The sequence below is a fragment of the Paracoccus sp. UBA5162 genome (genome assembly GCF_002413585.1).
Taxonomy (GTDB): Bacteria; Pseudomonadota; Alphaproteobacteria; order Rhodobacterales; family Rhodobacteraceae; genus Paracoccus.
The window spans coordinates 48,442-61,368 of the sequence record NZ_DHXG01000079.1; the positions used below are offsets into that span (position 1 = coordinate 48,442).

At 65.0% G+C, this 12,927-nt stretch carries 12 protein-coding genes; 3 read left to right on the forward strand and 9 right to left on the reverse strand.

Annotation, left to right across the window (positions count from 1 at the left end):
- The 9 genes from B4A72_RS13340 to B4A72_RS13380 form a co-directional block, all read right to left on the reverse strand.
- A partial coding sequence (locus tag B4A72_RS13340) for a flagellar motor protein MotB (protein ID WP_292978811.1) occupies positions 1 to 135 on the reverse strand: 135 nt, incomplete at its 3' end.
- Between the two features lie 91 nt (positions 136 to 226).
- Complete coding sequence (locus B4A72_RS13345; protein ID WP_292953171.1) at positions 227 to 1,447, reverse strand: phenylacetate--CoA ligase family protein; 1,221 nt, start codon at positions 1,445 to 1,447, stop codon at positions 227 to 229.
- An 11-nt stretch (positions 1,448 to 1,458) separates the two neighbouring features.
- Complete coding sequence (locus tag B4A72_RS13350) at positions 1,459 to 2,280, reverse strand: ABC transporter ATP-binding protein (protein ID WP_292953174.1); 822 nt, start codon at positions 2,278 to 2,280, stop codon at positions 1,459 to 1,461.
- A 54-nt stretch (positions 2,281 to 2,334) separates the two neighbouring features.
- Positions 2,335 to 3,624 (reverse strand): ABC transporter substrate-binding protein, encoded by a 1,290-nt coding sequence (locus B4A72_RS13355; RefSeq protein ID WP_292953177.1) that lies wholly within the window; start codon positions 3,622 to 3,624, stop codon positions 2,335 to 2,337.
- A gap of 52 nt (positions 3,625 to 3,676) precedes the next feature.
- Entirely contained in the window at positions 3,677 to 4,753 is a 1,077-nt protein-coding gene (locus B4A72_RS13360) for a branched-chain amino acid ABC transporter permease (protein ID WP_292953180.1), read from the reverse strand.
- Between the two features lie 108 nt (positions 4,754 to 4,861).
- Positions 4,862 to 5,848, reverse strand: a complete 987-nt coding sequence (locus tag B4A72_RS13365) for a branched-chain amino acid ABC transporter permease (RefSeq protein WP_292953183.1) — start codon at positions 5,846 to 5,848, stop codon at positions 4,862 to 4,864.
- Between the two features lie 12 nt (positions 5,849 to 5,860).
- Complete coding sequence (locus B4A72_RS13370) at positions 5,861 to 6,679, reverse strand: ABC transporter ATP-binding protein (RefSeq protein ID WP_292953186.1); 819 nt, start codon at positions 6,677 to 6,679, stop codon at positions 5,861 to 5,863.
- 4 nt (positions 6,680 to 6,683) lie between these two features.
- Positions 6,684 to 6,944: a hypothetical protein gene (locus tag B4A72_RS13375; protein WP_292953189.1), complete on the reverse strand. Its 261-nt coding sequence runs from the start codon at positions 6,942 to 6,944 to the stop codon at positions 6,684 to 6,686.
- Entirely contained in the window at positions 6,941 to 8,917 is a 1,977-nt protein-coding gene (locus tag B4A72_RS13380) for an AMP-binding protein (RefSeq protein ID WP_292953192.1), read from the reverse strand. The genes B4A72_RS13375 and B4A72_RS13380 overlap by 4 nt, the downstream gene beginning before the upstream one ends.
- A 208-nt stretch (positions 8,918 to 9,125) precedes the next feature.
- On the opposite strand from B4A72_RS13380, the gene B4A72_RS13385 reads away from it, so the two are divergent.
- The 3 genes from B4A72_RS13385 (at position 9,126) to B4A72_RS13395 (ending at position 12,915) form a co-directional block, all read left to right on the forward strand.
- The gene (locus tag B4A72_RS13385) at positions 9,126 to 11,006 is read left to right on the forward strand and encodes a PAS-domain containing protein (protein WP_292978799.1); all 1,881 of its coding nucleotides are present in this window, start codon (positions 9,126 to 9,128) and stop codon (positions 11,004 to 11,006) included.
- Positions 10,988 to 11,689, forward strand: a complete 702-nt coding sequence (locus B4A72_RS13390) for a response regulator transcription factor (RefSeq protein ID WP_292953198.1) — start codon at positions 10,988 to 10,990, stop codon at positions 11,687 to 11,689. The genes B4A72_RS13385 and B4A72_RS13390 overlap by 19 nt, the downstream gene beginning before the upstream one ends.
- Before the next feature lie 122 nt (positions 11,690 to 11,811).
- A complete protein-coding gene (locus B4A72_RS13395) occupies positions 11,812 to 12,915 on the forward strand; it encodes a sensor histidine kinase (protein WP_292953201.1) in 1,104 nt (367 codons plus the stop codon).
- Positions 12,916 to 12,927 lie beyond the last annotated feature (12 nt).

Here is a 12,927-nt window from a genome sequence, read left to right on the forward strand (position 1 = left end):
CAGGAAGAAGGCCATCATCGCGGTCACGAAATCCGCATAGGCCACCTTCCATGCGCCGCCATGATGGCCGGCTTCACCGCTTTCGACGCTGCGCTTGATGATGATCGCCGGCGGCGATCCCTTGCCCACGGCCATGTCGCCACCTGCCTTTCGATCACAGCTTGGCAATCTCGGGCCGGGCGGCGCACGAAACAAGTTAACGGATCAAATGCCTGACATTCCGCGTCTAATCATAGCTGCGGCGATCCTCGATGACCTTGCCGTCATTGGGCAGGCTGCCCGGAGCGACGATCTGTATCCGGCCCTTCAGTTTCAGCGTATCCACCACCGAACCGTCGAAAGCGGCCCCCGCCCCGGCGGAGGATTCGAGCTGGACGATCATCACGTCCATCTCGCCATCGCGGTCCGCGATCACGCGCGCACGCAGGATTTCGGGATGGCGCGCGACCAGCGCTGCGACCTGTTCGGGACGCACGAACATGCCCTTGATCTTGGTCGTCTGGTCGGCTCGGCCCATCCAGCCCCTGATGCGCATATTCGTGCGCCCGCAGGGACTGGTTCCGGGCATGATGGCGGACAGATCGCCGGTTGCGAAGCGGATCAGAGGATAATCCGGGTTCAGCGCGGTCACCAGAACCTCGCCGACCTCGCCCTCCGCAACCGGATCGCCGGTGCCGGGACGCACGATCTCGACGAGGACGCCCTCGTCCACGATCATTCCCTCGCCCGCCTCGCTTTCATAGGCGATATTGCCCAGATCGGCGGTGGCATAGCATTGCCGTGTCACGATGCCGCGATCCTGATATTCCTGCCGCAGCGATGGGAACAGCGCACCGCCGCCGACCACAGCCCTGGCAAAGCCCAGACGCTCGCCCAGAGCATCGGCGCGATCCAGGATCACCTTCAGGAAATCCGGCGTTCCGGCATAGCAGGTGGTGCCGATATCGACCGCCGCGCGCACCTGCAGATCGGTCTGGCCGGTGCCCGCGGGCAGAACCGCCGCACCGACGGCACGGGCCGCCGAATCGAACATCATTCCGGCCGGGGTCAGGTGATAGCCGAAGCAATTCTGCACGATATCGCCGCGCCCGACGCCCGCGGCATGAAGGAACCGGCCCAGCCGCCACCAGTCACCTTCCCGTCGACCGGGCTCGTAGATCGGTCCCGGACTCTGGAAGACGTGGTCGAATTCGGCGGCGGATCGGGTCGTATAACCGCCGAAGGGCGGCGAGATCTTCTGCGCTTCGGACAGATCCGCCTTTCGGACCACCGGCAGCTGCGCCAGGGCCGCGCGACCCGTCACCACACGGGGATCGATGTCACCGAGCAGCCGCGCCAGCGCCGGCGCGGACTTCGCGCGACGGATGGCGGCGGGCAGTTGGACCGCCATCGCCGCATCGCGGTCGCGGGGATCGCGGCTTTCGAGGTGGTCGTAGTAGCGGGGCATCGCGAACTCCTTCACGCCAGCCATCTTTTGCGGCGGCGATAGCTGCGCACGTCGCGAAAGGATCGGCGTCCCTCATCGGACATGCCGAGATAGAATTCCTTCACATCCGGGTTCTCGCGCAGCGCATCCGCGGGCCCGTCCATGACGACGCGGCCGTTTTCCAGGATGTAGCCGTAATGGGCAAAGCGCAGGGCGACGTTGGTGTTCTGTTCGGCCAGAAGGAAGGTCACGCCCTCGCCCTCGTTCACGGCCTTCACGATCTGAAAGATCTGCTCGACCAGTTGCGGCGCGAGTCCCATCGAGGGTTCATCCAGCAGGATCGTCTCCGGGCGCGACATCAGCGCGCGGCCCATCGCGACCATCTGCTGTTCGCCGCCCGAGGCATAGCCCGCCTGCGATCTGCGCCGCTCGCGCAGGCGGGGAAAATAATCATAGACCATGTCGAGATCGCGGCGGATCGCTGCCGCCCCATCCTTGCGGGTATAGGCGCCGGTCAGCAGGTTTTCCTCGACCGTCAGGTGTTCGAAGCACCGCCGCCCCTCCATCACCTGTATGACGCCCTTGGTGACAAGCGCCGCCGGGTTCAGATCCGCCACCCGTTCCCCACGATAGAGAATGCTGCCCTTCGTCACCTCGCCGCGTTCGCTGGCCAGCAGGTTCGAGATTGCCTTCAGCGTCGTTGTCTTGCCCGCGCCGTTGCCGCCCAGAAGCGCGGTGATGCCACCCTTGGGCACGGACAGGCTGACGCCTTTCAGCACCAGGATCACGTGGTTGTAGATCACCTCGATATTGTTGACTTCCAGCAGTGTCTCGCGCGGGTCGGCGTCGAACATGGCATGTCTCCGGTCTGGCGGTCCCGGCGGCGGTCAACGCCGCCGGGAACGGCCTCAGTTGCAGTCGCGCGGGGTGATCCCGGCTTCCTTGGCATAGGCCTCGCTGTCTTCGGCGATCAAAGGCTCCAGCACCTCCTGATCGGGCTCGGTGAAATCGCTGATCAGGTTCCACTGCTTGGCCTCGGCATCCCATTGCTGCAGCCGCGCCATGCCGCTGCCGCCGTGGTTGGCGCAGCTCAGGCTGATCTCGGGGCCGAAATCCGGCAGGCCGATCTCGGTCAGACGCTCGGGGGTGATGTCGAGCTGCTCGAAACCGTCGCGCAATTGCTGGGCATCGATCGCCGCCGTCCCCGCGATTTCCTGCGCCTTCCTGATCGCCTCGGCGATCACGACGGCCGCATACATGCCGCGCGAATAGAGGGCCGAGCCGACATATTGCCCGCCCTGGCTGGCCTTGCCGGGTTCGATGACGAATTTCCTCATGTCGTCATAGACCGGGTAATCCATGCCGACGCCGTTGAAGGTCAGTGCCTTGTAGCCATTGGCGCCCGCGCCCACCGGCAACACATCCACCTCGGAACCGGCCCACCAGATGCCGATGAAATTTTCCATCGGAAAGCGGATATTGGCGGCCTCCTGGATGGCGGCCTGGTTCATCACACCCCAGCCATACATGATCACGTAATCGGGCCTTTCGCGGCGGATCTGCAGCCACTGGCTTTTCTGCTCCTGCCCCGGCGGGTCGATCGGAATCTCGGACAATTCGAAGCCGTGCTTCTCGGACAGCTTCTGCAACGTGCGGATCGGTTCCTTGCCATAGGCGCTGTTATGATAGACCAGCGCGATCTTCTTGCCGCTCAGATCTCCGCCATTCTCGTCCAGAAGATACTTGATCGCCACCGAGGCCCCGTCCCAGTAATTCGCCGGAGCGTTGAAGACCCATTCGAAGACCTTGCCGTTCTTGGCCGAGGTGCGTCCGTAACCGGGCGTATACAGCACCTTCTTGTCCACGCTGACCTTCGGAATCAGCTGATAGGTGATGCCGGTGGACAGCGGATTATAGACCAGCGCGCCGGTATCCTTGGTCGCCTCGTAACACTCGACGCCCTTTTCGGTGTTATAGGCGGTCTCGCATTCAGGGACCTGGATCCTTTCGCCGCCGATACCGCCGTCGCGTTCATTGAGCAGCGTGAAGTAATCGGCAAAGCCGTCGGCATATTGCGTGCCGTTCGCCCCGTAGGGGCCGGTCCGATAGCTGAGGCTGGGCACGACCAGTTCGGCCCTGGCGGGCGCGGCCGCGGCCAGGGTCGCGGCCAGTGCCAATGCGGTCAGTTTCGTCTTCATTCGGGTCTCCTCCCCAAGATGATTTTGGCCGGGTCCGTCCCGGTCTTCTGCGTCAATGCGGGAACGGCCAGAGCCGCAGCTTTTCCTTCGCCAGTCGCCACAGCCGGGCCAGACCGTGCGGCTCGACGATCAGGAAAAGGATGATCAGTCCGCCCACGATCATCAGTTCGATATGCGCGGCCAGATTGGTGGGCCAGCCAAACCCGCCCACGAGCAGATTCTTCAGCAGGACCGGCAACAGGACCATAAAGGCCGCGCCGGCGAAACTGCCGAAGACGCTGCCCAGCCCTCCGATGATGATCATGAACAGGACCAGAAAGCTCTTGTTGATGCCGAAAGCCTCGCCGACCTCGGCCGCGCCCAGATAGACGGCGAAAAGCAGCGCTCCGGCGATGCCCACGAAAAAGCTGCTGACCGCAAAGGCCGACAGCTTGGCGGTCAGCGGATTGACCCCGATGATCTCGGCGGCGATATCCATGTCGCGGATCGCCATCCACTTGCGCCCCAGCGTGCCGCGCGTCAGGTTCCGCGCGACCCATGCCAGCACCACCGCAAAACACAGGCAGACCAGGTATTTCACCGCCGCCGAACTGGCCGGTCCGGTAATCGCATAGCCCAGCAGGGTCCGCTCGGGCGCCGTGATCTGGCCCGAAGCCGAGTAGTTGTAGAACCAGGGCACCTTGTTGAACAGCCAGACCAGAAAGAACTGCGCAGCCAGCGTGGCGACGGCCAGGTAGAAACCCTTGATCCGCAGGCTCGGCAGGCCGAACACCATGCCGACGATGGCGGTGATGCCGCCGGCCAGCAGGATGTGCAGGACGATGTTGACCTCTGGAAAGGCGGTCATCAGCTTGTAGACCGCATAGGCCCCTACCGCCATGAAGCCCCCTGTGCCCAGGCTGACCTGACCGGCATAGCCGGTCAGGATGTTCAGCCCCATCGCCGCCACCGCATAGATCAGGAACGGCACCAGCACCGCGCTGGCCCAGTAATCGTTGATGAGGAATGGCACGATTCCGAATGCCACCGCCAGGACGGCATAATAGCCCCAGCGATCCAGCCGGATCGGAAAGGTCTGTCCGTCCTCGCGGTAGCTGGTCTTGAAATCGCCCGCCTCACGATACAGCATCGCCGCCCCCCGCCTTCCCCGTCGCCGCGTCCGGGTATTTGTGCAACGAAGAAACCGGTATCTCCGTTGTCCAAATACCCACTCCGCCCTTGGCCATATGCGCCATCCTCAAACCCTTTCGATGATCCGCTCGCCGAACAGGCCCTGTGGCCGGAAGACAAGGAAAAGCAACGCGAGGACATAGGCGAACCAGTTTTCGGTCGCCCCGCCCACCATCGGGCCGATGAAGAATTCGAACAGCTTTTCGCCAACGCCGATGATCAGCCCGCCGACGATGGCACCGGGAATCGAGGTGAAGCCGCCCAGCATCAGCACCGGCAGGGCCTTCAGCGCGATCAGCGACAGACTGAACTGCACACCCGATTTGGTGCCCCACATGATCCCTGCGACCAGCGCCACGAAACCTGCGATGGACCAGACCATGACCCAGATGAAGCGCAGCGAGATTCCCACCGACAGCGCCGCCTGATGGTCGTCGGCCACGGCCCGCATGGCGCGGCCCTGTCTGGTATATTGCGAGAACAGCACCAGCGCGCAGACCAGCGCGGCCGCGATGATCGTGGCCCAGATGTCCAGCCGGTCGATGAAATAGCCGTATCCGAACCAGCCCGCCGTGACCTGCTCGATGCCGTCCGAAATCCCCTGCGGCAGGCCCACGTCCAGCGCCTTGATATTGGCACCCCACATCACGTCGCCCAGCCCCTCGAGGAAATAGGCCAGTCCGATCGTGGCCATGAACAGGATAATCGGCGCCTGCCCGACCAGATGTTGCAGGATCAGCGTCTCGATCAGGAAGGCCAGCAGGACCATCACCAGCGCCGCCAGCACGATCGCCAGCGCCGCCGGCACCGTCCAGCCGAACTGCTCCAGACGGCTGCCGAAGACCGCATTGATCAGATCCGCGAAGGGCACCTGTCCCTTCTGGATACCGACCAGCGTCAGCGCCGCGAACAGGGCCAGGACGCCCTGCGCATAATTGAACACCCCCGAGGCCTTGAAGATCAGCACGAAGCCCAATGCCACCAGCGCATACATCACGCCGGTCATCAGCCCGTTCAGGAAAACTTCGCCGGCGAAGATCAGCTGTTCCATCAAAGCGCTCCCTTGTCAGTCATGGGCGACCCCCAGATAGGCGTCGATCACCTCCTGGTTCGAACGCACCTGATCGGGGGTGCCATCGCCGATCTTGCGGCCGTAATCCATCACCACCACCCGGTCCGACAGGTCCATGACGACGCCCATGTCATGTTCGATCAGACAGATCGTGGTGCCGAATTCGTCGTTCACGTCCAGGATGAAGCGGCTCATGTCTTCCTTCTCCTCGACATTCATGCCCGCCATCGGCTCGTCCAGCAGCAGCAAGCCCGGCTCGGCCGCAAGGGCGCGGGCCAGTTCGACGCGCTTCTTCAGACCATAGGGCAGTCGCCCGACCGGGGTCTTGCGGATGTTCTGGATCTCCAGAAAATCGATGATCTTCTCGACCTCGGCGCGGTTTTCGACCTCTTCGCGTTCGGCCGCGCCCCACCACAGGGCCTGGCTCAGCAGGCCGGACCTCATCTTGTTCAGCCGGCCGGTCATGATGTTGTCCAGGACCGTCATCCCGTCGAACAGGGCGATGTTCTGAAACGTCCGCGCGATGCCCAGCCGCGCGACCTGATAGGGCCGCATCGGCGGGCGGCGGCGGCCCTTGAACCAGACCTCTCCGTCCTGGGGATGATAAAAGCCCGAAATGACGTTCAGCATCGAGGATTTCCCGGCCCCGTTCGGCCCGATGATCGCCCGGATCTCGCCCTCGCGGATGTCGAAACTGATCTCCTTGATCGCGACGACACCACCAAACCGCAGGGTGATGTCCTTCAACTCCATCAGCACGCCGCCGATCTGTCGGCCATCGGGGGTGGTGTAGCCTTCGGTCCTGTCCAGCATCGGCCTAGTTCCCGGCAATCAGGCCGACGATCACGCCATACAGCGCCACGGCCGGACCATATTGGATCATCTGTTTCAGCGGCAGGCCGGGCCACAGCCGGCTGGCCGCGGCCACACCGAAACCGCCGGTCAGCGCCCCGGCGACCAGATCGCTCATCCAGGCCGGCAGGAAACCCGGAAGCAGCCAGGCCAGGAGCAGCCCGGCCAGTGCGATCAGCCCGCCGCTCAGATAGCTGGGCCTGAAGGTGACCACCGCCCTGCTCATTCCGCCGCCACCTTCTGTCCCTGCGCATCGCCGAAGACCTGCACGTCCTCGATCTTCAGCGTCGCCTTGATCTTGCCCTTGCGGCCATCCTCGTAGGTCACTTCTGTTTCGGTATAGATGCTGTCCGAGCCGTCATAGAGCGCCGCGACCAGATCGGCGAATTTCTCGCCGATCACGGCGCGGCGGACCTTGCGGGTGCGGGTCATCTCGCCGTCATCGGGATCCAGTTCCTTGTGCAGGACCAGAAACCGGCGGATCTGGCAGCCCGACAGCATCGGATCCTCGGCCACGGATCGGTTCACCTCTTCGACATGGGCGCGGATCGCGGCGTAGACCTGCGGATGGCTGGCCAGTTCCTGATAGCTGGCATAGGCGATGTTGTTCCGCTCGGCCCAGTTCCCGACCGCATTCAGGTCGATATTGATCATCGCCGCACAGAAATCGCGGCCATTCCCGATCGCCACGGCTTCCAGGATGTTGGGATAGAATTTCAGCTTGTTCTCGATATATTTGGGCGCGAACATCGTGCCGTCGGCCATCCTGCCCACATCCTTGGCACGGTCGATGATGCGCAGATGGCCGGTTTCCTCTTCGAAGAAGCCCGCGTCGCCGGTCGCGACCCAGCCCTCGGCATCCTTGGTCGAGGCCGTGCTGTCGGCGTTCCTGTAATATTCGACGAAGGTTCCGGGGCTGCGATAGAAAACCTCGCCGGTGTCGGCGATCCTGACCTCGACGCCGGGGCTGGGCACGCCGACCGTGTCGGACCTGACCTCGCCGTCGGGTTGCTGGGTGATGAAGACGCTGGCCTCGGTCTGGCCGTAGAGCTGTTTCAGGTTGATCCCCAGACTGCGGTAGAAATCGAAGATCTCGGGGCCGATCGCCTCGCCCGCGGTATAGCCGACACGGATGCGGGACAGGCCCAGCGTGTTCTTCAATGGTCCGTAGACGAAAACCCGTCCCAGCCCGTAGGCCAGCCGGTCGCCAGGGCCTACCGGCTTGCCATCCAGCAGCGCGGGGCCGACACGCCGGGCGACCGACATGCACCACCCGAACAGCCAGCGCTTGAAGCGGCCGGCATCCTCCATGCGGATCATGACATTGGTCAATTGTCCTTCGAAGACGCGCGGCGGCGCGAAGAAATAGGTCGGTCCGATCTCGCGCATGTCGGTCATCATCGTCTGCGCGTCCTCGGGGCAGTTCACCGTGAACCCGGCCCACAGCGCCTGCCCGACCGAGAAGATGAAATCGCCGACCCAGGCCATCGGCAGGTAGGCCACGATATCCTCGCGCTGCGTCAGACGGTCGAATTCGGCGCTGTTCTTCGAGGTTTCGATGATGTTGCGGTTCGACAGGACCACGCCCTTGGGCCTGCCGGTCGTGCCGCTGGTATACAGCATGACGCAGGTGTCGTCGTAGCCCAGACCCGCGATCCGGGCATCGAGTTCCGCGTCCAGTCGCGGCGCCGCGTCGCGCCCCTCGGCCTGCACATCGGCCAGCGCATCCATGCGCGAATGGTCGTATCGTCGCATCCCGCGTCTGTCGGTATAGAGGATCCGCTCTATCCCCGTCACGCGGTCCTCGACTTCCAGGACCTTGTCGACCTGTTCCTGATCACCGCACAGCACGAAACGCGCGCCGCAATGATCCAGCACGAAGGCCATCTCGTCGGCCACCGCATCCTGATACAGCGGCACCGGCACCGCCCCGCACATCTGCGCCGCGATCATCCCCCAGTAATGGGCAGGCCGGTTGCGCCCGATGATGGCGACGCGATCGCCAGGCCGCAGCCCAAGCGTCAGCAGGCCAAGCGCCAGCGCACGGATTTCCCCGGCCGCCTGGGCCCAGGTCCAGCTTTGCCAGATGCCGAATTCCTTCTCGCGCCATGCCGGGCGATCACCGTAACGGGCCACGTTCCGCGCGAGCAGCGCGGGAATCGAATGCAATTCGCCCTCCGGCGTCTGCGGGTCCGTCATCTTTCCTCCCTGTCGCGGCGCCGTGCCCGCGCGATCCCGGGCGCGCCTCCTCCGCACGGCCGGGATGCGACCATCCTGATCGCCAATTCTTGCCGCAATTTTTCACGAATCCAACGAAATGTTACATCGCTTTCATGGCTCGCGGGGCGATGCTATCGCTGCTGAGGGGGGAGGAGGGTCAGTGGAACGGATGCAAGCGGAGGAAGGGATGATCGCGGACCTGCCCGCCGATCTGACGCGGTCGGGGCTGAACCTGATCGGGCAGGCGCTGTCGATCTTTGATGCCGATCTGCGGCTGGCGGTCGCCAACAGCCAGTATCAGGCCATGTTCGATCTGCCCGAGACCCTGACCCGGCCCGGCACCCGGTTCGAGGACACGATCCGGTTTCTGGTCGAGCGCGGCGAATATGGCCCGCAGGACGACCCGCCGGCGGCGGTGGCCTTTCGCGTCGAACAGGCGCGGACCTTCCAGCCGCATTACTTCGAACGCGAGCGTGCCAATGGCCGCTGGATCGCGGTCGAGGGCGCGCCGCTGTCGCAGGGCGGCTGGGTGACGGTCTATACCGACATCACCGAAATCAGGCGTCAGGAATCACTGCTGCGCGCCCGGTCCGAGGAATTGTCCGAACAGGTGCTGGATCATGCCGAACGCCTGTCCGCCGCCAACCGCGAACTGGCCGCTACCAACGCCGCGCTGAAAGAGGCGCAGCGCGTCCTGACCCGCAGCGAGGCGCGGATCCGGCAGGTGACGGAAATGGTGCCGGCCCATATCGCCCATGTGGATGCGGATTACCGCTATACCTTTTCCAACCGGCAGCTGCCGCAGGTCTTTCCGGGCAGCGATGCCGGCATCATCGGCCGCAGCATCGAAGAAGCGCTTGGCAGCGGCAGCTTCGCCACGCTTCGCCCCCGGCTGGACCGCGCCCTGGCCGGCGATCCGCAGGTCTTCGAGATGACCCATGCGACCTCGGGCCGCCGCATCCGCATCGCGCTGACCCCGGATCGGGCCGGGCACGGCGTCTATGTCCTGTCGACCGATGTCAGCGCCGAGGTGCAGGCGCGCGAGGCGCTGAGCCATGCGGGCAAGCGCAGCCTTGCGGCGCAACTGACATCGGGGATGGCGCATGATTTCGGCAACCTGCTGACCATCATCCTGGGCCTGCAGGGGCGGCTGGCGGCGCGGGATCTGCCCGAGGACGCGGCGGGCGATGTGCATGCCACGCTGGCCGCCGCCCGTCGCGGTGCCGCGCTGCTGGACCGGCTGGCCCGGATCAGCGGCCCGCGCGAGGTGGCATTGCAACCGGTCGATCTGCCGGCTCTGCTGCACGAGGTTGCGGCGCTGGCCCGCCCCTCGCTGGGCGACGGGATCAAGCTGCATCTGGATTGCGACCTGGGATCCCAGCCGCTGCTGCTGGATCCCGGCGCGGTGCAGGATTCGGCGCTGAACCTGATCCTGAACGCCAATGCCGCCATTGCCGGGCCGGGCGGCCGGATCACGCTGTCGGCCCGTCGCAGCGGCGAATGGATCGAGATCGCGGTCGCCGATACCGGCCACGGCTTTTCCGACGAGGCCTTGCGCCGCGCGACCGAGCCTTTCTTTACCACCAAGGCCGGACAGGGGTCGGGCCTCGGCCTGTCGATGGTCTATGACCAGACCAAGCTGATGGACGGGACCATGCGGCTGGACAACACCGCGCGCGGCGCCCTGGTGACCCTGCGCCTGCCACGCAGGCCGGTGGCAAGGCAGATGGTGCTGCTGGTCGAGGATGACGACACGATCCGCGCCGATATCCGCGCGATGCTGACCGGGCTGGGCCATGCGGTGATCGAGGCCGCCAGCCTGTCCGAGGCCCGCGCCATGTCCGACCTGCCGGGGCTGACGCTGATCCTGTCGGACATGCAGCTTGGCGACGGGCTGGGCCTTGATCTGGCGGGTCCGCTGCCGATGCTGCTGATGACATCGCTGCCGCCGGGCGATCCGGTCCGCGCCCGCGCGTCCGGCCCGGTCCTGACCAAGCCCTTCACGACGGCCCGGCTTGCAGCCGCCCTGTCCCAGACGAAAGCACCGGCATGTCCGAGCCCCCCCTGATCGCGATTCTCGACGACGAACCCGAGATCCGTCGGCTTCTGGCCTCGGTCCTGCAGGATGCGGGCTTTCGCACCCAGGGCTTCGCCAGGGCGACCGAGTTCGAGGCCGCGCTGCGCCGTATCACCCCCGATGCCTGCCTGATCGATCTGGGCCTGCCCGACCGCGACGGGCTGGCGCTGGTGCACCGGCTGGCGACCGAATCGGGGGCGGCGATCATCATCGTCTCGGGGCGGGCGCAGGTGCAGGATCGCGTGACCGGGCTGGAACTGGGCGCGGACGATTACATCATCAAGCCCTTCGAACCGGCCGAACTGGTGGCCCGCATCCGCGCCCGGCTGCGCCGCCCCGCCGCGGTGCAGGGCTGCGGGGCAGCGAAAGCACGCTTTGCAGGCTGGACCGCCGATTTCGATCGCTACATGCTGACCGCGCCCGATGGCGCCCAGACGCCGCTCAGCCATGCCGAGGCCGAGGTGCTGCGTCTTTTCACCGATCATCCGCGCCGCCTGATCACCCGCGCGCAGATGCTGGAAACGCTGGGCGGCGCGGCCGGCGACAGCTTCGACCGGGCGATGGATGTGCGCATCTCGCGCCTGCGGAACAAGCTGTGCGAGGATCCGAAGAACCCGCGGCTGATCAAGACGATCTACGGTGCGGGCTATATTTTTCTTGCCGAAACCTCCTGAACCGGTTCGCGGCGGTTGTTTCGCCGCCGACAAGCCGATAAGCGGTTCGTCAATCCCCGGCGAGACCAGAGAACGCCGCCACAGCCCGCGGCACGCTGCCGCCTTCTTTCCAGAGATTCGTGATGGCGCTTGCCCCCCAGCATCCCGACGACGCCGCCCGGCTTGCGGCGCTTCGGTCCTACGAGATCCTCGATACCGATCCCGAATCGGAATATGACGAGATTGCGCATCTTGCGGGCGCGATCTGCGACATGCCCGTCGCGCTGATCAGCTTCGTCGATGCCGACCGGCAATGGTTCAAGTCCGCGACCGGGATCGACCGGCGCGAGACCTCGCTGACGGAATCCATCTGCACCCATGCGTTTCTGGGCGACGACATTCTGGAAATCGCCGACACGCAGGACGATCCGCGCACCATCGACAACCCGCTTTGCACGGGCCGCGAGGGATTTCGCTTCTATGCCGGCGCCGTGTTGAAGACCAGCGACGGCCTGCCACTGGGCACCCTGTGCGTGCTGGGCAGGAGACCCGCGAAGCTGACCCCGCTGCAACGCGACACGCTGCGGGTGCTGGCCGCGCAAATCATGGCACGGATGGAATTGCGCAAATCGCTGGCCCATGCCGAAATGCTGCGCAAGGAGGTCGATCACCGGGTCAAGAATTCGCTGCAATCACTGGCTTCGCTGGTCCGTCTGGCCGCAAGGCGGGCGCGTCACCGCGAGACGGCCGAGGCGCTTTCGACGCTGCAATCGCGCATCGACGCGGTGGCCCGGCTGCACGAGGAACTGTATCGGTCCGATGGCGGCCGGATCGTCGATCTGGGCCGCTACATGGCCAACCTGACCGGGCATCTGGCCGAAATCGCGCCCTCGCATGTCCGGCTGCAGGTCAAGGCCGACAATCTTGCCGTCTCGTCCGAACAGGCCGTCGCGGTGGGTACGCTGGTCAACGAATTCGTGCAGAATTCCTTCAAGCACGCCTTCCCGGATGGTCGTCACGGCATGGTTCACGTCACCGCCGAACGCGGCAGCGGCGATGGCAAGGTGCAACTGACCTGCCGCGACGACGGCGTCGGGCTGCCCGACATCGCCCTGGGCGGACAGGACGGTCTGGGGATGCAGATCGCCGCGATCATCTCGGCCGAGTTGCAGGGCGAGCTGAACATCCAGTCCAGCGAAGGCGAGGGCCTGACCATCGGGATCGAATTCGTCAGCGCGGCGGGCTGAGACCGGCCCGCC